The 20,910-nt window shown below is 26.9% G+C and carries 28 protein-coding genes; 3 read left to right on the top strand and 25 right to left on the bottom strand.

All coding sequences use genetic code 11. The features are described 5' to 3' along the window. Positions 1–28: 28 nt before the first annotated feature. From GOM42_RS15260 to GOM42_RS15350, 20 genes are all read right to left on the bottom strand, one after another. The gene (locus GOM42_RS15260) at positions 29–397 is read right to left on the bottom strand and encodes a TcpE family conjugal transfer membrane protein (protein WP_003453383.1); all 369 of its coding nucleotides are present in this window, start codon (positions 395–397) and stop codon (positions 29–31) included. A gap of 11 nt (positions 398–408) precedes the next feature. Then, entirely contained in the window at positions 409–756 is a 348-nt protein-coding gene (gene tcpD / locus GOM42_RS15265) for a conjugal transfer membrane protein TcpD (RefSeq protein ID WP_003479711.1), read from the bottom strand. Positions 757–767: 11 nt separating this feature from the next. After that, the gene (locus GOM42_RS15270; RefSeq protein WP_252597742.1) at positions 768–1,847 is read right to left on the bottom strand and encodes a conjugal transfer protein; all 1,080 of its coding nucleotides are present in this window, start codon (positions 1,845–1,847) and stop codon (positions 768–770) included. After that, a complete protein-coding gene (locus tag GOM42_RS15275) occupies positions 1,840–2,823 on the bottom strand; it encodes an FtsK/SpoIIIE domain-containing protein (protein WP_003479713.1) in 984 nt (327 codons plus the stop codon). Before GOM42_RS15275 ends, GOM42_RS15270 begins: the two co-directional genes overlap by 8 nt. A gap of 14 nt (positions 2,824–2,837) precedes the next feature. Beyond that, entirely contained in the window at positions 2,838–4,421 is a 1,584-nt protein-coding gene (locus GOM42_RS15280; RefSeq protein ID WP_252597743.1) for an FtsK/SpoIIIE domain-containing protein, read from the bottom strand. Between the two features lie 48 nt (positions 4,422–4,469). Continuing rightward, entirely contained in the window at positions 4,470–4,685 is a 216-nt protein-coding gene (locus GOM42_RS15285; protein ID WP_003458795.1) for a hypothetical protein, read from the bottom strand. A 17-nt stretch (positions 4,686–4,702) separates the two neighbouring features. Further along, the gene (gene tcpM / locus GOM42_RS15290) at positions 4,703–5,503 is read right to left on the bottom strand and encodes a MobM family relaxase TcpM (RefSeq protein WP_057258446.1); all 801 of its coding nucleotides are present in this window, start codon (positions 5,501–5,503) and stop codon (positions 4,703–4,705) included. Between the two features lie 389 nt (positions 5,504–5,892). Then, the gene (locus GOM42_RS15295) at positions 5,893–6,201 is read right to left on the bottom strand and encodes a hypothetical protein (RefSeq protein ID WP_003458874.1); all 309 of its coding nucleotides are present in this window, start codon (positions 6,199–6,201) and stop codon (positions 5,893–5,895) included. After that, positions 6,202–6,486: a hypothetical protein gene (locus tag GOM42_RS15300; RefSeq protein WP_015060527.1), complete on the bottom strand. Its 285-nt coding sequence runs from the start codon at positions 6,484–6,486 to the stop codon at positions 6,202–6,204. A 25-nt stretch (positions 6,487–6,511) separates the two neighbouring features. After that, the gene (locus tag GOM42_RS15305; RefSeq protein WP_015141699.1) at positions 6,512–7,276 is read right to left on the bottom strand and encodes a DNA adenine methylase; all 765 of its coding nucleotides are present in this window, start codon (positions 7,274–7,276) and stop codon (positions 6,512–6,514) included. A 63-nt stretch (positions 7,277–7,339) separates the two neighbouring features. Next, on the bottom strand, positions 7,340–7,558 hold the full coding sequence (locus GOM42_RS15310) for a DUF4236 domain-containing protein (RefSeq protein ID WP_015060525.1): 219 nt from the start codon (positions 7,556–7,558) through the stop codon (positions 7,340–7,342). A gap of 3 nt (positions 7,559–7,561) precedes the next feature. Continuing rightward, entirely contained in the window at positions 7,562–7,864 is a 303-nt protein-coding gene (locus GOM42_RS15315) for a hypothetical protein (protein WP_015060524.1), read from the bottom strand. A 16-nt stretch (positions 7,865–7,880) separates the two neighbouring features. Then, positions 7,881–8,501, bottom strand: coding sequence for a class D sortase (locus GOM42_RS15320; RefSeq protein WP_015060523.1), 621 nt, complete (start codon positions 8,499–8,501; stop codon positions 7,881–7,883). Between the two features lie 399 nt (positions 8,502–8,900). Beyond that, entirely contained in the window at positions 8,901–9,158 is a 258-nt protein-coding gene (locus GOM42_RS15325; RefSeq protein ID WP_015060521.1) for a hypothetical protein, read from the bottom strand. A 15-nt stretch (positions 9,159–9,173) separates the two neighbouring features. Beyond that, positions 9,174–9,302 carry a hypothetical protein gene (locus GOM42_RS15700; RefSeq protein ID WP_015060520.1) on the bottom strand — a complete coding sequence of 43 codons (129 nt, stop codon included), beginning with the start codon at positions 9,300–9,302 and terminating at the stop codon, positions 9,174–9,176. Positions 9,303–9,372: 70 nt separating this feature from the next. Then, complete coding sequence (locus GOM42_RS15330; protein WP_078210020.1) at positions 9,373–12,837, bottom strand: SpaA isopeptide-forming pilin-related protein; 3,465 nt, start codon at positions 12,835–12,837, stop codon at positions 9,373–9,375. A gap of 140 nt (positions 12,838–12,977) precedes the next feature. Further along, positions 12,978–13,352 carry a type II toxin-antitoxin system PemK/MazF family toxin gene (locus tag GOM42_RS15335; protein WP_003463943.1) on the bottom strand — a complete coding sequence of 125 codons (375 nt, stop codon included), beginning with the start codon at positions 13,350–13,352 and terminating at the stop codon, positions 12,978–12,980. A 69-nt stretch (positions 13,353–13,421) separates the two neighbouring features. Next, entirely contained in the window at positions 13,422–14,507 is a 1,086-nt protein-coding gene (locus tag GOM42_RS15340; protein ID WP_015060518.1) for a CAP domain-containing protein, read from the bottom strand. Positions 14,508–14,568: 61 nt separating this feature from the next. Further along, complete coding sequence (locus GOM42_RS15345; protein ID WP_015060517.1) at positions 14,569–14,943, bottom strand: helix-turn-helix domain-containing protein; 375 nt, start codon at positions 14,941–14,943, stop codon at positions 14,569–14,571. Between the two features lie 96 nt (positions 14,944–15,039). Further along, positions 15,040–15,246: a helix-turn-helix transcriptional regulator gene (locus GOM42_RS15350; protein ID WP_003449019.1), complete on the bottom strand. Its 207-nt coding sequence runs from the start codon at positions 15,244–15,246 to the stop codon at positions 15,040–15,042. 149 nt (positions 15,247–15,395) lie between these two features. Here GOM42_RS15350 and GOM42_RS15355 point away from each other — a divergent pair, with 149 nt between their 5' ends. Next, complete coding sequence (locus tag GOM42_RS15355; protein ID WP_003465074.1) at positions 15,396–15,800, top strand: helix-turn-helix transcriptional regulator; 405 nt, start codon at positions 15,396–15,398, stop codon at positions 15,798–15,800. Positions 15,801–16,041: 241 nt separating this feature from the next. On the opposite strand, the gene GOM42_RS15360 is transcribed toward GOM42_RS15355, so the two are convergent. After that, positions 16,042–16,854 (bottom strand): plasmid replication protein, encoded by an 813-nt coding sequence (locus GOM42_RS15360; RefSeq protein ID WP_208336837.1) that lies wholly within the window; start codon positions 16,852–16,854, stop codon positions 16,042–16,044. Between the two features lie 595 nt (positions 16,855–17,449). On the opposite strand from GOM42_RS15360, the gene GOM42_RS15365 reads away from it, so the two are divergent. Then, a complete protein-coding gene (locus tag GOM42_RS15365) occupies positions 17,450–18,367 on the top strand; it encodes a ParM/StbA family protein (protein ID WP_015060515.1) in 918 nt (305 codons plus the stop codon). Beyond that, a complete protein-coding gene (locus tag GOM42_RS15370; protein ID WP_003474957.1) occupies positions 18,367–18,705 on the top strand; it encodes a hypothetical protein in 339 nt (112 codons plus the stop codon). The genes GOM42_RS15365 and GOM42_RS15370 overlap by 1 nt, the downstream gene beginning before the upstream one ends. 36 nt (positions 18,706–18,741) lie before the next feature. On the opposite strand, the gene GOM42_RS15375 is transcribed toward GOM42_RS15370, so the two are convergent. From GOM42_RS15375 to GOM42_RS15390, 4 genes are all read right to left on the bottom strand, one after another. After that, positions 18,742–19,236, bottom strand: a complete 495-nt coding sequence (locus GOM42_RS15375; RefSeq protein WP_057258420.1) for a hypothetical protein — start codon at positions 19,234–19,236, stop codon at positions 18,742–18,744. Between the two features lie 65 nt (positions 19,237–19,301). Continuing rightward, positions 19,302–19,529 carry a hypothetical protein gene (locus tag GOM42_RS15380; RefSeq protein ID WP_003474956.1) on the bottom strand — a complete coding sequence of 76 codons (228 nt, stop codon included), beginning with the start codon at positions 19,527–19,529 and terminating at the stop codon, positions 19,302–19,304. Positions 19,530–19,814: 285 nt separating this feature from the next. After that, positions 19,815–20,345, bottom strand: coding sequence for a transcriptional regulator (locus tag GOM42_RS15385; RefSeq protein ID WP_015060513.1), 531 nt, complete (start codon positions 20,343–20,345; stop codon positions 19,815–19,817). A 66-nt stretch (positions 20,346–20,411) separates the two neighbouring features. Continuing rightward, entirely contained in the window at positions 20,412–20,882 is a 471-nt protein-coding gene (locus tag GOM42_RS15390; RefSeq protein WP_015060512.1) for a hypothetical protein, read from the bottom strand. Between the last annotated feature and the right edge of the window lie 28 nt (positions 20,883–20,910).

Raw genomic sequence — 20,910 nt, forward strand, 5'->3', positions numbered from 1 at the left:
ATAAAGAGAGTTAGTTTAAACTAACTCTCTAAAATCTTTCTATAAATCTAAAACTTTCTAAATTCTCTCGAATCTCAAATCTTTCTATTTTAGACTTCTTGATATTTTGAAACTGTATAAGTCTTAGTAAATACTTATGCAGTGGCTTTCCATCTATTTTTTTATTTTTGGCTATATAGGCTATACCTAAAGGTAAAGCAACGTACTTATATATAAAATTTATGTGTATCCCAATTGTAGCATCTATAATAGCAATTATTATTAATGCCACAACAAAATAAACTGTAGTTGTTATAGGAACTGGAAATGGTATTGTAGTATTTCCTAATCTATAAATTTTAATTTCAAAGTTTTTAAGCTTATTATAGCTTCTTAAAATCTTTCTATCTTCCTCCATAAAAATCACTCCTATAAACCTAATATGGTTTTTACAAAGTTACCAAAGGACTTCATCAAGTCTGGTTGAGCTATCATTATAATTACGAATCCACCTACAATTAGAACAACTAATATACCTGCAACACTCTTTTTAGCAAGCTCTTTTATTAATAAGAATCCAACTACTACGAAAGATATAGGTAATAAAATATTATTTATAAGATTACTCTTTATACTCTCACCATTTATATCTGCATAAGCATAAGTGCTATAAGTTGTCATAAATGATAATAATGCTACAAAAAAACCTTGTATTCTCAACTTGTTTAATTTTACTTTCTCTGCTACTTTCTCTTTTAAATTCTTAAAATTTTTCATAATAAATCCTCCTAATTATTGCTCTTATTATTTAAATCTATGTTTGAAGTTCTTGGCTCTAAAGTTTTAACTAAGAACTTGTCTCCTTCTTGAACTACAGTAAGGTTAAATCCTTGTTTTATTGCATTTCCAAAAGAATCTACATTTAAGTCTACAATTGCCAAGAATTCTTTATCACTAAGCTTATAAATATTTATTCTATCGATTTTATTGAAAGAGAACTTTTGACCTGCTCCCTTAATATCTGCTCCATCAACTAAGAAATAATCTATTTGTGTTTGATTTTGCTCGTAATATGCCTTAAAGAATTGAGATACACTATCTGTAATCTTTTTAGTTTTATCAGCATCATTTTCGCTAGTTCCGGAGAACTCTTTATTTTTGAAATAAGCTTTCTCTGGTGGAGCTGTCATTACTGGTAATGCATCCACGGCCATATTCATATCTTTATCGAAAACTATAGGAACTTCTAAATAGTAATCAACTAAATTAGTATCATACTGAAGTTGGTCCTGTGGAGTTTGCTCTTGGCCAGCTTTAGGTATATAAACTCTTACTCTAGCTTTAACACTTACGTTAACTTGATTTTCAGAATATTTTTCAAAATAAAAAGCACTAGTATAAATGACATCTGAATAAGTTCCATTATTCATCTCATTTGCTAGTTGCTCTGTAGTATACTTCGTTATTCTTCTTACAAAATCTTGAGTATCACTTGGATATCTCGAAAAATAATCCCAAGCAAATTCTTCTGCAAAAGAAAAAGCTTGAGTTTCAAGTGAACTTTGCTTCTCCATATTATTTAATATCTTTTCATTTTCTTTCTTCAAAGCTTCAGATTGATTACCTTTAAAGACTGAAACTCCCCCCCTAAAACAAAGAATACCTATAAGAACCCATATAAAAGCTCTTGCTATTCTAAAAGGCATTACACTTACTAATTTTTTCTCCTTAACACCATTAACCTGCTTATCTAAATTAGCAACTGAATCCTCAAGATCCATGTTAAGTTTATCTTTTTTCTTAAAGAAAGACTTTTTTTCTTTCTTCTCTTTTTTAGGCTTAGTATTTTCTTTATTCTTTCTAAACACAATCCTCACTCCTATCTTTTAATACAAAGTTTTTACCATCTCCCAAAGTTCCTGGAAGGATAGTATTTATATCAGTTTCAAAGTCAATTTTAAAAATTGGTTCTTTGCCTTCTACTTTAATTGACTCTAAAATCTTTAACTGCTTTTCTTCATTAAAACGATAAGCTTCAAAAAATTCAATTTCATTATTTATTTTCATAAAAAAACTTGCTATACAATCTAACTTTCTAGCTCTATCATCGCCTAGCATTAATTTAGAGTTACGCTCATTATGTCTACCACAAATTTTAACTTGAATTTTATTTATTAACTCAATATTTAATTTGCTTATCTCATTGTCAGTAATTATTAAATTAATACCTGTATCTTTAGTTGAACTTATTAATTTAATTAAACTCTTCTCTATTATCTCTACCTGTATTTGCTCTATTGAGCTAATATTAGCTTTCTCTAAAAGATTATAATAATTATCAATAACAACAACTTTTCTTTTTAACTTCTTAGAATCAAACCTATTTTCATTGAAAGCTCCAAAACTTTTAAATTCATCTTCTTCTAAAATCAAAGTTCTTCTTTCCTGTTCATCTAGTAGCTCTTTTAATAAATTTTCTAAACTATTAAGATCATTTATTACTTGTCCCATCATACTGTACCTTGAATCAAACTCATCGTGACCTGATAACTCAATCATATAAACATCTGACTCTTGATTTACAAGTTGCCAAATAATATTTTTTGTAAGTAAAGTTTTACCTACTCCCATTTCACCAACGATTAATACATTTTGAGCTTTATTTAAATCTAACTTAATAACAGAATCATTTAATCCTGTTCCTAAGTTTATAACTCCATTTTTTTCATCTAAATAATTATTGCTCCAAGGTAAAATTTTAGGAGCATTAATTAATACCCCTAAAGCTTTATCTCCTTCTTTTTTAGCATAAGTTATATTACTCTTATTTCTTTTAAAAAACATATTGCTACCTCCTATTATTCATAATCATCATTTATAGTTGATTTTAGATTTTCAGTTTTATTTTGTTCTTCAAAATTTTCAAATTTACTATCATCTTCATTTTCAATATTTGAATCCATAGATTTAACTTCTTTAATTTCAAATTTTTCGTTTACACTATTCATTAAATCATTATCAATTAACTTTTCTTTATTTAAATCTAGACCAACTTTCTTATCTTCAATTTCATCTTTTCTTAGTTTTAAAATTTTATTAGGTATAAAATGTTTATCATCATCAAAATAAAATGCTTGAAACTGTACTGTATCAGCTCCTAGCTTAAATAAAAATCTTCCCTTAACTTCTGGTAAGTCTTTTGCCTTAGTATTACTTAAAACAATTTCAGAAGCTTTAGAGTCTGCAAATCTACCACAAATTCTTACTGGTACATTATTTTTAATTTGTCCTGTAATTACCTTTGCATCTGGTCTTTGAACTCCAATACATAGATTAATTCCAGTTGCTCTAGATAAACGAGCCAATGTAGATGTATAGCCTTCTATTCTTACTAACTTAGCTCTAGTTTCATCATCAACACCCGTCTTATCCATTAACTCTGCTAATTCATCTATAACAACAATAATTCTTTTAAGTTCTTCTCCTTCAAACTTTTTATTGTACTCCCCTATATTCTTAGAACCACTTTCTCTTAAAAGCTTTAATCTCTTTGCATTTTCATCTACTAAATACTTAAATAACTTTTCTGCAGCATCAACTTCGGTTATTACTTGCCCTACTTTTTCATACTCTAAACCGAATTCAACGCCTCCCTTAAAATCGACCATATAGGCTATTGCACCCTGTTTTAATAGTTGCCAAAGTATGCATCTTAAAATTACAGATTTACCTGATCCAGTTTCCCCTGCTGATAAAATGTGAGGGCTTTTATTTAAATCAATTTTTATATTTCCACTAAAAGTTTGTCCAACAACAACTACCCCTTCTTGCTCTTCTATATACTTATCATCCCAAGGAAGGTACTTAGGTATCTTAGCATCTCCAGCCATAGATTTTATAATTACAATTCTTTTACTAGCTCCTTGCTCTATTGAAATTATAGAAATATTTAATGATGTTTGAAGTTGTGGAATATAACTTTTCCAAGTTTCAATAGGTATCATTGACTCAAAGGTTATTTCATCAATTCTAGTACCCTTATCTTCAATGAAAGACTTTAAAATTGGTGTTTTAGAATCTGCACCAACAAAGTTTAATTGTTCAAAAGCAAGTCTATATTCTGCATTCCTTTTATCTTCCTTATTCTTAACAAAAGATACTATAACCATATAAAATAAAGGAGCTATAAAGGTTAAAAAATATATTATTTTAAAATAAAATTTAGTGTCTACAAGAAAGTAATCACTTTTAATTCTTGCAGCTATAGGAATTAAAAAACTTAAAAAGAAACCAATAAAAAGCTTTTTATTCTTCCAAGATTTTTTAAAACCTAATCCAACTCTAAAAAAGAAAATTTTTAGAACATTGGCAATCTCATTTATAATTGCGTTTAATCCATTTTCTACTTCCTGATTAACTTTTTTCTCCCAATCACTACTCAAAAAAACACTCCTTTCTAAAAAAATAAGAGCACTTATTAAAAGTGCCCTTTATGAAATATTTTTTTCATTAATTAAAGTTTCTATTTTATCTATTATAACTTTTAAATTCATTTCTAATTCGCTATATTCCATTAAAGTTTTTATGTCTACTTTAGTTATGCATTCCTTTTTTTTAATAGATTTAATATTTGATTTATTGGCATCTAAGATTTTTTTTAAAACCATAAATATAAATTCCAAATCATTTAATGTAAAGTTATTCAAATATTCCACTCCATTCCTTAAACTTTAATTTTACATCTTAAATAAATTTCAGTAGTATCACTTCTAGTATGACGTAACTTTATTCTAGTTTTATCTAAAGCTTCGCTTTTAGAAACATCATTTTTTAATTCTTCTTTATAAGTTCTTTTAGCAAACCCCCTTCGCAGATCATGACATTGTATTCCCATTTTAGTAGCTTGTTCTTGTAAGTATCTCATGTGAGGAAATACTCTTTCATATTCACTTTTAGTTTCAATAAGCTCACCAATATTTTTAGATAAATATTTATTTTCAAGTTCAATAGAACAAAGTTTATTTCCTTTAGCTTCTCTAAGATTAATAGTTATTAGGTTTTTATCAAAAGAAAAATCATCTTTCTTTAGAGCTGCAACTTCGTGAACACGAAGTCCCGACTCTAACATTAACTTATAAGCTAGTCTATAATTTTTCTTTCTAACTCTATTAACTTTTCTTTCAATATCAATTAAATTTTTCTCTGCAGTAGGTTTACGATTATTCTTCTTTTTATTTTTAATAATCTCTTTTAGTTCATCTTCAGAAGGAAAATCAATATCAAGATTATGTTCTTTTAAAAATCTAATAGCATTAACACCTGCAGATAATTTAGTTTTAAATTTAATTGAATTTAAGTTATCTAAAATTTTATCTTTAGTAATAACAGAAACATCATCAAGGTTATTAAAATTTTCAAATATTTTATTAAGAGCTGAGTTTCTATCTCTAATAGAATTTTTACTTAAAGAAGAATCAGAATAAATAATATTTTTCATTTCTTTTTTAAGATTATATATATTCATAAATGAAAATACTCCTATCTAAAATAATATAATAAGTAATAAATTACTTATTATATTATACAGTAAATAACTATACGTTATTTACTGTATAGACTATAGATATACATCTATAGCCTAAGAGTATAAAATTATCTATACAACATATACATATAAAAATGTTAGTCGCAAATTAAAACACAATTTACTCCTAATACATTATATGTATATATTATATATATAATATATACTCTATAATACGATAAGGAACTAATAATGATATATCTCTTTAAAATACTAATATTAATACAGGGAACTTCTATATCAATTTAAATTTTTAAAGTTCCCTGTAAAGTTCCTTGCAAAGTTCCCCCTAAAGTTCCCTATAAAATTAACATTTTAAAGTTCATATTTTACTCTAAATAGAGCCTTTTTAAAATACTATATGAACTATATTTTATAACTACTGCATACATATTTTCTCCATCTATTTTTATACGTTTATTGAACCTATCTTCTGCACACTCAATCCATTCTAACTCTCTCCAAAGATACAATTTCCCATCAACAGTATCATAATTTCTTTTCTCTAACATACTCTTTATTGTTTCTGTATTTACATAAATAAACTTATTGTTTCTACTAAAAACTAATTGATTTTTTTTCATTAAATAGTTAACTACATCAACTAATTCTTTTGCATATAAATTTAAATCTTTCACCTAATAAATTAACTCCTTCCGTTCACTTTCTACTTCATCCTCATTGTAATTTTCATCTTCAAAACTTTCAAGATTTTCATTACTTTCTTGATTAATTTCTTCTATAATTTCATCTTTTTTATTTGAGTTTTTTATTTCATTTTTAACACAATTTCTTATAATCTTTGTATTCTTAGTTATTACTTCTTGGTGCTTTTTATTTAACCAATCTATATATTCTACTCCTTGTAATTTTAATAAATCTTGTGCTAATTCCTTTAAATTTTTATCTAACTTTGCAGCCATAATTTTATCTCCTTCCATATACTTTTTAATAGTTTGTAATTATCAACTCTTTGTTTCTTTTTCTTCCTTCTGATTGCCTTGAAACTGAATAATGTACTTCAACTTCTTTGATATTAAAATCTTTGTACCAGCTTCTAGTTTCTTCACAATCATTGATTGTTAGAATGAACTTTCCTTTGATATTTTTAAGAATATCTCTAAGTTTTAATTGCTCTTTTATTCCAAACTCTGCTTCATATCCGGCTGTACCATAGTACGGCGGATCTAAGAAAAATAATGTATATTCCCTATCATATTTTTCAATTATTTTTTGAAAATCTAAGTTTTCTATATAAGTGTTTTTTAATCTTTCTTGTAGTTCATCTAAGTTACAATCAAAAATTTTTTGTGATGGTAATGTATTAGTTCCATAACCATAATGATTACCTTGACCGCCGAAACTTTGAGTTATAAGATACATAAATCTTATAGCTCTTTGTATATCGGTTAAATGCTCTAAAGTAGCATTTTTATATTCATTGAATATACTTCTTCCGGATATTTCATAGGACAGAAGCCTTTTCATTTCCGGAGCATGATACTTTATAATTTTAAATAGGTTTGGTATTTCATTTTCAATGTCATTTATAACTTCGATTTTTGATTTAGACTTGCCAAAATAGACCCACCCCGCTCCAAAGAACGGTTCTACATAACACACATGGTCTGGCATCATACTTATTATCTCTTTTCTCAATTTGCTCTTGCCACCTAACCTTGTAATTGGTGGTTTTAACATTGATTTTTGCATAAAAAAATTCCCCCTTGAACATTATTTAAGTTCTTGGAGAACAACTCGTTTTATATGATTATTTTATTTGTTTAGATTGTTTAAAAAACTAAATATTTTCTTAAAACTAATATGTTTAGTAAATCGTAAAATACCTTTACCACCATAGAAGTTTACTCCATTTTTATTTACAGAAACTCTTGCTCCTTTTTTACCTGTACTAAATCCCACACCCCCTCCAGTTGATAAATTAACTTTAGAATTTTTACCAACTTTAAAAGATTTTCTTAAACTAAATCCCATATCTTATTTCTCCTTTCTTTTTAACTTTTCAAATATATTTTCTATATTATCTGCTTCAAATTCTATAATTGCAGCTAATAATTTATTTCTAGATTGTATGCCATACTGTTCTTTAAGAACCTTTGCATTATCATACATAAAGTCAATTATTTTATCATTGGCATCTTGAGTTATTATTACATTAATTCTCTCCTTTGACTCCTTTGTTTTAGCAGTAAAAAGAGCATCCTTTTCTAATTCTTCTCTTATAGCTTCAACTTTTTTTCTAACTTCGCCTATCTTTCTAGTGTTCTTATTCATACACATTCATTTTCCTCCTAATTTACTTTAATTCTCCAGTTAAAATTAATCTTTGTTTAGCATGGTTAATGCAAGTTATTAAAGTTATTTCTTTTTTATCATTTGAAAAATTTATTTTGCTTGTATCATTAGGTTCTACGATATATCGATTAGTAATTTTATATTCAAACTCCTTATTATCAGATATTATTTTTACTGTAGATCCTATTTTAAGATTATGAAGGTTTCTAAATATAGATCCACGCATATTATTGTGCGCAGCTAATATTACATTTCCTAATTCTCCAAAATCATAACTTGATCTGTACTTAGCCACTACATAATCTAGATTTTCTTCTCCTAAAACTATAGGAGCTTTAACACCTATACTATCTATTTCTAATATCCCAATTACATCATTTTTTTCAGCTTTATTTTTATTATTAGGTTGAGTAAAAGTATCTTTTATAGCTTCTTTTTTCTCTATATTTTCAGTTGTTTCAGGATTATAACTATAATTTACTGAAGAATTACTGTACATTTTTTCTTCGTATTTTTGAACTAAATCTTCCTGGATTGACTTTGATTTAAAATCAATAAATAAAGCTACTCCTATTAACAATATTCCAATCATAATTAAGGTTATAAAGGCTTTTTTCATCATTTTAAACACACCCTATCACTGTAAAATAAGCTTTAATTAAATTTATTAAGCTTAAAATAATTAAATATATATTTAACAGCCCTAATAAAACTCTTAAAGATATCAAAAATACTTTTATAAACTTCTTTTTAACTTCATACCTAGAAAATATAAATATTAAAAATATATTTAATATAAATAAGCCTATACTTTCTAATATCAATATCTTTACACTCATTAATACCCAAGTAGAAGAAAGACCTATAATAAAAATTCCCAATATAAATATCCCTAAAAACATCATCCTTGCCACAATCGGAATATAATTATCAAAACCTAATATAAGTAAAAAAAGTCCTAAAATAGTTAAAAGAATTCCTATGAAAGTAAAAAAATTAACATAAACCATTTTTAAATACTCTAAACTGCTATGTTACTGAAATTAAAAAACTTAAAATATGTTTTTATGTGGTATTCAAAATAATACTTTCTTAGGATCTTCTCAAGTTTATATTTATTTCTTATTCCACAAGATCTTAGATACTCTTTCGATAATCTTTGTAGTTTTGAAATTAAATATTTTCTGTATTCTAGGTCCTTTTTATTTAATTTTCTATTTGATAAAGAACTAAATTCTAAATCTAACTTTTCTATTTCACATAATAAGTTTTCACTCATTTTTCTCACTCCCTTTTATTGTTGAAAATTATGTTTTTTAAATAATAATTTAAGTTCTTCATCAGCTTTTTTAGCTACTTTAAACAAACTCATATAAATAAAAATATTTATAATAATCAATCCTAAAATAATAGTTATAACCATACATCCCATCTCCTTATTTTCTTATGTAAACTTAAGAGAGTACCTTATGGCACTCTCTTAATTAAAAAAATTATAATAATTTTCTTTTCTTTGAAAGTATTAATGCTCCTAAGCCTCCTGCTACTAATATAATTCCAAATGGAATTAATGCATTAACATCGAAGCTTGAACCTGTTTTAACAATTTCAAACTTAGTATTGTCTAAAGTACAATTAACAACTTCTCCTTGTTTATTTACTGTAAACTTCTTTATTTCCTTTGTTAACTCATATCCTTCTGGAGCTTTTAATTCTGAAATTTCATACTCTCCAGCTAGTAAATCAAGTTCATTTCCTTCTTTCTTAGAAGTGAAAGTTATTTCTTTACCTTTATCTAAACCTTCAGTACAAACTAATTTTATTTCTGCTCCATCTAAGCCTTCACCAGTTTTAGAATCTACTTTCTTAAATACTAGCTTACCAGTAGTTTTAGAATCTTTAACATCACATTTAACAATTTGACCTTCTTTTGTTATTTCAAATTTCCCTACTTCTTTGTTAAGCTCATATCCCTTTGGTGCTTGTGTTTCCACAAATTCGTATTGTCCAGCTTTTAAAGTAAATTCTTGCTCTTTATCTATTGATACAAACTCGAATGATTTTCCTTTGTCTAATCCTTCTATACAAGTTATTTTTATCTTAGCTCCTGGCACTTCTTTACCTGTTGTTACATCAACTTTTTTGATTAGTAATTTACCAGTTGTTGCTTTATCTTTAACATCACACTTAACAACTTGACCTTCTTTTGTTATTTCAAATTTCCCTACTTCTTTGTTAAGCTCATATCCCTTTGGTGCTTGTGTTTCCACAAATTCGTATTGTCCAGCTTTTAAAGTAAATTCTTGCTCTTTATCTATTGATACAAACTCGAATGATTTTCCTTTGTCTAATCCTTCTATACAAGTTATTTTTATCTTAGCTCCTGGCACTTCTTTACCTGTTGTTACATCAACTTTTTTGATTAGTAATTTACCAGTTGTTGCTTTATCTTTAACATCACACTTAACAACTTGACCTTCTTTTGTTATTTCAAATTTCCCTACTTCTTTGTTAAGCTCATATCCCTTTGGTGCTTGTGTTTCCACAAATTCGTATTGTCCAGCTTTTAAAGTAAATTCTTCTTCCTTATCTGTTGATACGAACTCGAATGATTTTCCTTTGTCTAAACCTTCAGTACAAGTTACTTTTATCTTTGCTCCTGGTACTTCTTTACCTGTTGCTACATCAACCTTTTTGATTAATAACTTACCAGTTGTTGCTTTATCCTTAACAGAACACTTAACAACTTGACCTTCTTTTGTTATTTCAAATTTCCCTACTTCTTTGTTAAGCTCATATCCCTTTGGTGCTTGTATTTCCACATACTCGTATTGTCCAGCTTTTAAAGTAAATTCTTCTTCCTTATCTGTTGATACAAACTCGAATGATTTTCCTTTGTCTAAACCTTCAGTACAAGTTACTTTTATCTTAGCTCCTGGTACTTCTTTGCTTGTTGCTACGTCAACCTTTTTAATTAATAACTTACCTGTTGTTGCTTTATCCTTAACAGAACACTTAACAACTTGGCCTTCTTTTGTTATTTCAAATTTCCCTACTTCTTTGTTAAGCTCATATCCCTTTGGTGCTTGTGTTTCCACATACTCGTATTGTCCAGCTTTTAAAGTAAATTCTTGCTCCTTATCTGTTGATACAAACTCGAATGATTTTCCTTTGTCTAAACCTTCAGTACAAGTTACTTTTATCTTAGCTCCTGGTACTTCTTTGCCTGTTGCTACGTCAACCTTTTTAATTAATAACTTACCTGTTGTTGCTTTATCAGTTAAATCTAATTTAATTACTTCATCAGCCTTAACTTCTACATTTACTGGATTTACAATGTTGTATCCCTTAGGAGCATTAACTTCTTTAAGAACATAATTTCCTTCTTTAAGATCACTAAATACAACTTTTCCATCTTTATTAGATTTTTGAGCTGCTATAACTTTTCCATTAGTATCTTCTAGGTTAAATTCTGCTCCTTCTAATAACTTTCCATCATCACCTTTTTTAACAATTTCTATAGAACCATTTTTCTTAGTATTAGCAACTGTTAACTTAACTGTTTCCATATGTTTAGTTATTGATACTGGGTATTCTTTTCCGTCTAAAGTATATTTGTCCGGAGCTTTAATTTCTTTGATAACATAATTTGCAAAAGGTAATACTCCAGTTTCAGCTATACCATCATCACCACTTATTATTGTTTTTACTCTTTCTCCATTAGCATTTTTAACTTCAAACTCTGCACCTTTTAATGGTTTTTGAGTTTCTCCATCTATTTTTAAAATTTGAATTTCCCCTTTAATTTGAGTATCAACCATTTCAACTGTAGATACTTTATTAGGTTTTACAGTAACATTAACAGGATTAGTTATTAAATAGCCCGTAGGAGCCTCAGTTTCCTCTAGAATGTAATCTGCAGGTTTAATATCATTAAAGACTGCTTTCCCATTCTCAGAAGCCGTTTCAGCGATTTTAGAGCCATCTGTGCTTTTTAATACAAATTTAGCCCCAGTTAAAAGCTTACCATCATCTCCCTTTTTAATAACTTGTACTGCTCCATTTAAGCCAGTCCAAGATACAGTAATATTGTCTCTATCCATAGCATTAGTACTGCTATCTACTAATCCCATATCTTGCTTACCTTCAACTGGAGTTGCATATGCTAATAATGCTGGAATATCTACAGTTGCTTTAACATTTACTTTAATATCACCAGTTTCAGTATCTATAGGAATATAAACTCTAAAACTTTCGTTAGAACTATAGGTATCTCTTTCGTCTCCATCCATGTCTTTTATCTTTATTAAATCCATTAAATTAGAATTGCTTGAACTTTTTATGGTAACCTTAGCATCTTTAAACTCATAGTCAGATTTTATTTTTATAGGCTCAGAAACGAAATAATCACCTTCTTGATTAGCAATTATGTCATTTGGTGATACCTCAAAAAAAGTAGGCATTTCTTTATTTAACCCTTTTTCTACTAAAAAGTCTATTACTGGTTTTAACCTACTTAAAGATACTGTTCCATCTTGAAGTCTTGTTCTATCAAGTCCCCTACTTAAACCTGCTTCTTTTTGATAAGCCCAAATAGCAAGTTGAGTACAATATCTATATTCATCAGCTGATATTCCCCATTCTGAACCATCTTTTGCAGGATATCCCCAATAAACAATTGTTTCTATTCCTGAATCAACTGGTATTTCTTCTGTATAATCTTGGCCAGTAGGATTCAGCGCACCTGTATTTAGACAATAACATGTCCTTAGATCTGGAGCATAGTATCTATGATTACCTATAGGAAGAATCTTTCCCCAAGTTGGAGAATTGTAATTTAGATAACTCTCTGCATCTGTAGAATTTATTTCTACAGCAAATACTTTGATGTTAGTCAATAAAAATGTAAAAATTAAAGTTATCGTTGTAATTAGTTTAAATCTTTTTGTTTTACTCACTTTCTTTCTCCTCCATATTATTAATTTTTTTATTTTGATAAATTAATTTAAGATGTATCAAAATACTTCATTTTCTTTTCTCCTTTCTAAAAATTTATATTGAAAAAGAGTGCTGCTTAATTGCAACACTCTTGAACTTTCTAACTTAAACCGATGCTTATTCCTAAGGCTCTATTTAGTTCTTTTATTTCATATCCATTTAGCTTTCCTATTTTCTCTCTCATCTGATACCTAGAAATAGTTGTTATTTGCTCTAATAAAATAGTAGATGGCTTTTCTAAACATTCTTTTATTATTTTAGTATGTACTGGCATTTTTCTTTTAGGCTTAGATGTTACAGAAGTAACTATAAAAGTTTCACCTTCTCTATTTCCAATATCATTTTGAATTACAATAACTGGTCTAATTCCACCTTGTACTGAACCAAACTTACTCTTTATGTCTCCTAAGTCTGCATAGAAAATATCTCCCCTATATACTTCTCCTTTATAAAAATCTTTCCTCACTCTTCCCATATGTTCTCCCCCCCTAAAAAACAGTATCAAAAAAGACCTAGAGTAAAACTCTAGATCTTTATATATAAATTAATAGTCAAATCCTATTGTAAAGTAATAATCTCCATCAGAACTTTTATAAACTGCACATGCACCTTCAGTTAAATCTGCTTCTGTTATATTTTGATTATGCTTAGGAGAATTTTTAAATTGTTGTAATATTTTACTAGCATTTAAATTTTTTGATGAATTATTGCCAACTACTTGACCGCCCTCTGGATAGCTCTTATGATAACTACCAGTATTTTTTTTAGCCATCTCTTCTGCATGCTTCCTTGTCCATTCAGCATATTTCCCACTCCACTTTAATGGATTAAGCCCTAAAGATTGTCTATATGAGTTATATTCACTCCAAAGTTGTTGTGTCATTGAATCCATATACTGAACCTCCTTTGGCTTTTCAACTGGCTTTGTTTGTTGTTGATTTTCTGCAGGTTTTTCTTGTTTATTCTCTTCTGGTTTTTGAGAAGGCTGTGGAGCTTCTTCAGGCTTTGACTCTTCAGGTTGCTCTTGTTTGTTACTTTCAGGCTTACTAGAGCTTTCTTCCTTACTAGGTTTTACAATTGTAATACTTCCTTCACTACTTGCAGTAGTGCCTTTTACATCTTCCACTTTTTCAACCTTCTCACCACTTGACTGTGAAGCTTGAACTTTATTTTCTGTTTTAGAACTTATAGTTTCACCATTTGCTACTTTTATAGTTCCATTATCAACACTTTCTACTTTTTCAACTTCACCCTTTTTATTTTTTATATTAACATCGCTTCCAGCTTCTTTCTTTTCTTCAACTATCTTAGAAACATCGTCTCCTTTAGAACTGTCTGCGATGATATTACCATCTTTATCTTTAACAATTAATGATCCATCTTCTTGCTCTTCTACAGTTACTTCTTCATTGTCTGCAGCTTTATTTTCTTCTAACTTTTTATCTTCATCTGCTTTAGGATCTTCTTTTTTCTCAGCTAAAGTTATATTGTTAGTATCAGTAGTATAATGCTTACTTATTGCATATCCACCTACACCAACGACTGCTATTCCTAAAGCAACTGCAACTCCTATAGTTTCTTTTTTATGTACTTTCACAAATTCTATTATGGCCTTAATTCTCTTATTCATTTTAACTCTCTCCCTTTGAAATAATATTTTTTAAATATATCTCGCATATGTACCAAGTTGTCTAAAACTTTTTCTTAAAACTAAAATGTTTGGGAACGTCGAAAGGAACTACACATCCAATTTCTTCTTCTTTTTTAACACTAAAATTTCCATGTCCATTATGTTTGTAAATGGAACTATTAGTCTTAACAAAGTTTCTATCACTCATATATTTTTTACATTCCCTATGAGTAATTTTCCTTATTTCTTCATCTTGTAGTTTTTTCAATTCCCTTTTAGCTTTATTATGTTCTTTCAAATGACTAAAATTTCGGCTAAGACACTTATAAATAGTATCTTCCTTAGCCCCTAATATTTTTGCTATTTCTTTCCCCGAAAAACCATCTAAATAAAGACTTCCAACTTTATTTTTATTAAGTTCTCCTTTACCTCTCACAGCGTCAACTCCTAAAGTTTGTCCTAAAAGTGTATTAAAAAAGGGCGTAGTTCGCTCTCCTTTTCTCCTACTGGACAAAACTTAAATTTAATTTATTTAGTTGTTTAATACTATTGCTCTATAAATTTCTTCCATACTTGTATCGTATATTCTAGATAATTTATAGACTTCACTTGCAGTAGGATTTTTTACTTTCCCATTTTCTAATTTGTGAATAAAACGTGCTTCTTTACCAATTAAGCTAGCAACTTCCCTTTGAGAAAGCACTTTATTCTTTCTTAGAAAGCTTAACTTGTTTTCCATATTTATCACCTTTATCCATATTTTCATTTAATTTACCTATATATTATCACGCTCGCTCACTAATGTCAATATATAAACATTTTAGTCAATATAATAACATTTATGATTTTTAATATTTTTTCTTGGTAAACTAAACCTATTGAAATGAGGTGATAAAAATAGATAATTTATCTTTTTTTCCCAATAATCTAAAAACTCTTAGAAAATTAAATTTATTAAGTCAATCAGAATTATCTAAATTACTGGGTATATCTAGATCTTCTCTCTCATTTTATGAATCTGGAGAAAGCGAACCAACTTTAAATGTTTTAATTAAGATTTCTAAATTTTTTAATGTATCTTTAGACTATCTAATATTTAAAAAAATTGATTCTAAATTCTTAGCTAATTTAATTTCATATGATTCATTAAAAAAACAAAATCTAGATACACTTGAAAAACTTGATTTATTAGATATTTTAAAAAATAAAAAAAATTACTATATTTCTAAAGAACAAGAAATACATAAAACTATAAAAGATTTAAACTCCATAATAAAATTTTTGGAAAGTTAAAATATACATTTTTTAAAATATCAAAGATTTATAAATCTTTGATATTTTATTTATAAACTCTAAACTCAAAAAAATAAATTATATCAAACTGTTGTTCTCATCATTATGCGAACTCTTGTTCTCATTGTATCAAATTATCTATAAAAAAAATATGGTAATTCCCAATTTTTAATAAACTGGAAATTTTTCAGTTTATTTATAATCTATTTTTTAACAATAAATTCTATTAATTGTTAAATTATTAATTAAAACATAGATTTTCTTCTAGGTATTTCCAGTAATCCTTTGAATAATTTCTTTCTGTAAAGTTTGGTAGAACTCGGTTGTTCGCATTGTTATTGATATATTTTCTATAATTTGAATAATATGTATTTCTAGTGTTCTCAATGACTGTATTAATATAACTATCTAAAAATTTAACAGTTATATTTCTATAGTTTTCACTTAATTTTGTTAAAACCTTATTCTTAATCCAAGAGCTCTTAACTCTTGCAGCTTTAAGTAACTCTTTAACTTTATTTCTAACATCAACAAGACTTGTACATTTTTCATACATGTCTGCATTAAATTCTTTTGAGTTACTATTAGAATCTATATCTATATTATTATTCCTAATATACCTAGGAGTAGCTTGATTACCTTCTATGCTTGTTGTATCAGGGGTTGTAATGTTTTCATTATTGGGTAATTTATTGGGTAATGGTAGAAAATAACAGTTTTTTTTCTTTACATTTTCAATAATAAGTAAACCTAAATCTTTTAATTTATTTACTATATTTTTTATTTGTTTTAAGCTTATATTTTTTAGTTCTGGTCTTTTCTTTTTCTTTTTATTTACCCAATCATTATAATCTTTATGAATTTTAGAAAATGAGATGCTCCAAGATCCATTATTTAATAAAATACCTTTTCTGATAAATCTTAAGATACTTTGAGCTTTTCTTCTAGACTCTTTATATTCGATTTGATTTAAGACATGAAAATCTCTTTCTTCGAGATTAAACCTTTTCTCTTGTTCTAACTGTTCTTTAGTTAATAAGTGTATGTGTGCCATAAAAATAACTCCTTTCATCTAGGAAATTACACTAAATCCTAAATAGAAAGAAGTTAAAATTTGCTAATATTACATTTCTATTAAAAAGTCAATAGATATCATTGACTTTTTTCAATAGCTTTGATATCATAAAGCTATGAAAAGTGAATATTTCAAATAGAACTTTGTTCTATTTCGGATTTAAGTTCATCCATTAAGTTTTCCCAACTCGCCAAAGTAAGTAAACTTAATGGATTTTTCCTTTTCCGTACTATTTAATTTAATTGAGTTAATAATACCATGTTAAAAATAATTTTTCAAGAGAGTAAAATTATAGAAAATTTTACTCTCTTTTTTTATTAATTTCAATATATGTATATACTGAATATATACATATATTGAAATTAATAAAAAGCAATTATATATACTGAGTATATATAATTATATTTTGTATATATTCAGTATATACAAAAGTGAGAAAATTAAAGAGAATAATAGTATTCTGAAGAAAAATCAGTATAAACTCAGTATATACATGGTTGAAAAGTTGTTTTTAGTATATATCTAGTATATACTAAATTTATAAAAGATAATTAATTTTGAAAGGAGCATTAAAATGCTAAAATTGGGAATAGATTTAGGTAATGGGTATACAAAATTTAAAGGAAGTAAATTTGCTAGTAAAACTAAAGTAGGAAGATTAGCAAGTTTAGCTGGACTAGGGGAAAAGCCAAAAGATATACATGAAGTAGGATATAAAGGTACTACATATATTGTAGGAGATGGGGAAGTATTCACTTCACCAGATAGATACTTTGGATTAGATTACGAGATATGTTTATTGACAGCTATTGGGCTTAGTAGCAAAGATATAGTTATAGATGCTAATATTTGTGTAGGATTACCTATAATATATTTTATGAGTGAGACTAAAGTTTTACTAGAAAAAAAATTAAATGAACTTACTGAAAAAGATAGCATAAAAATAACTATAAATGGACAAGATAAAATTATTAAAATAAATAATGCACGTGTTTTTGCAGAAGGAGCATATGTATTAGACTGTATGGATACAGATAATATAATAACTATAGATTTAGGAGCAGGTACAGTAAACATAACTCAATGGGATAATTTAATACCAATATCCTATGATACTATAACAAAGAGTTTTAATAAGTTATATAGGGATATAGCAAATCATATTAAAAACACTAGTAGGGGAGTAGTTACACCAGCTTATATTGAGGCTAACTTTGGAGAAGATACTATAACAATAGATGGTAAAGTTGTTGATATAACAGATACAAAACAGATGATATCTAAATATGTTTCAGCGATAGTATCAAATGTTTATGATATTTGTGATGTTCCACAAGCAAATAAAATACAAATATTTGGTGGGGGTGCTATTGCAACAGAAGAATATTGGAAAGATGCTTTTGGAAAAGACAGGGATGGAGTATCAGTTTTACCTAATAGTCAATATACTAACTCAAAAATTTATCAGAAAGCAGCAGAAATATTAAAATAATGGCTAGAGAATTAAAACCAATATCATTTAATCCAGATACTAAATCAGATAAGGAGATTTTAGATTATATTGATGAACTTGGTGTATCATTTGGTTCATATGTAAAATTACTTATAAGAAAAGATATGAGATCAGGTTCATCATTAAAAGAATTAAATGATAATAGTGAAATAGCTGAACAATTAAAAGAGTTAGTAAGTGTCCTTAAAAATAATAATATAACTATTAATACTGATACTAAAAAAATGATATATGAAACAGATGAAATTAAAGAAAGTGAAAAAGAAAAAAAGCAAAGGTTAGCAATGGAAAATTTCATGAATATGGGGGGCAAATAGCCCCTTATTTTTATTTTAATAACTATATTTAAATATTCAAAATAATCCTAAAATCTTTCTTTTGTTTTTTATCTTACTTAAATCATCTAAAGTAACTTTCAATATTTTAATTTCTTCAGATAAATTTTTATAATCTTGTTGTTTTTCTTCAAGATCCTTTATTCTATTTAAATTATTAGTTATAACACTATTTAGAATAGTTATTTGATTATCTTTTAATTTTATTTGATTTTGTAGAACTTCTATAGTATTAAAATCAGGACTTTCTTCAGTTTTTATATCAGATATAGTATTTTTTTCTTCTAATAATTTATCTTCTTGTTTTATATCTATATTTTTATTATCTTCTTGTTTAATATTATTTCTTTTACTTTTAATTTCTTCTTCTAATAATTTGAAAAGTTCATTGCTTATAGCTACTTGACCACCGTTCTTTTTAACTAATGGAGAAAATCTTTTTTTTCTAAGCAAATTATAAACTTCAGTCCTGGTTAAATCTAATTCATTGGCTACTTCTTGAGCTGTTTTCATATCTTAACTCCCCCTAATTTAAGAATATATAAATAATATTCTTGAAAATTATGGAAAATCCTTTATTAAAAATTATTCTTAATAATATTTTTAAATTCTTTCTTTAATTTATTTTTATTTAAGGCTCTATTTATAATATGTTCATTCCTAAATTCATTTAAATGTCTATATATATGTTTTTGAATAGCATCTTTAGAAAAGTCATTATTTAATAATTTTTCAATTTCTTTTACATTTAAGCCATTTCTATAAAGAATTTTGATACATTTCTTATCTTCTTCTGATAATCTCATAAATTTTCTCACCCCAATTTATAATTACTATGAGTATAGGATATAATTAAATTGTATAATATTCTTGGTTAATTCTAAACACAAAAAAGATTATCTCTAAAATTAAAGAGATAATCTTTTTTGTGTTAATAGATATACAGATCAAATTAAGTTTGCAATTAATTTAATAGTTAATACTGGTTTAACTAGTGACTGATAAACTCGAAAGTTTCTAATACATTATTACAGTAAATTTTAATATTGTTAACCTATTTTAACGTTTCTTTTATGTTTTTTCAAGTAATATCAGAAAAAATCTCTATAAACACCAATAATCTTCCCTAAAACTACAGGATCAGTATCATATACCTTTTCATAATCTGAAAATATTTTTTTTATAAAGGTATGATTTTCAAATAATAATAATCCTATACTATCCTTTTCTAGAGAATTTACTTTCTCAACAATAATAATGTCATCAGGAAATATATTATCTACAGTTACTATATAATCATTAGTAACTTTCTTGGGAAATACATCATTATTAGTATTAACTTGTTTTTTTGAAAATTTAATTAAATTTTTAATAGTTTCTTCTGATACATTTTTTTTAATCTTTTTGTTTAAATCAATAATATGAATACTTCTTTTTCTACCTCTCTGCTCACTTTTTCCGAGTATTATGAGCCCATCTTTTTCTAACATTTCTAAATGTCTATAAACAGAAGACGATGACTTTAAATTTACTGCATGAGCAATTTCTCTAACCGTAGGTTGATATCCTTTTTCTTTTATAAAATCTATTAAAAATGTATATATTTGTTCTCTTTTTTTCATATGTTCACCTTATAAAAAAGAAGCAGCTTTTTATTACTTAAAGCTACTTCTTTATTTTAATTTATATTAAAATAGCTTGTACTTTCCATCATCAGACTTATAGTATATTTTAGCATACTTAAGTTCATTAAGGCCCTTAAAAAGAGTAAATTCATCAAATACATCCAGGATTACATCAGGAATTTCATAGTCCTTTTCATAATCCGGATCATCTTCAGATACAGCATAGTTATCTCTTACTTTTTTACCGTTATTATAAACTTCAACATTAATTCCATTCATTATGCTATACATACTTAAAGCTCTTGCAAAGTCAATTCTAAATAGAAGCTGCATATTTCTATCATCAGTTTCTATATAATCTCTTATTAGTCTTGAAGTAATATCCTGTTCATGGTCTGCCTCGAATACTAGATCCTCAAAAACTAATACATATTTTCTATTTGCATCATCTATACTATCAATTTTTTGTATCCACTCTTTTTTTAGTCTAGGAGCTTCTCTTTCTAAATCATCTCTTGTTTTAACTAAATTCATACTTAATACACCTCTCAATATTTTTACT

The organism is Clostridium sp. 16K-1-R1 (genome assembly GCF_023921145.1).
GTDB lineage: Bacteria > Bacillota > Clostridia > Clostridiales > Clostridiaceae > Sarcina > Sarcina perfringens.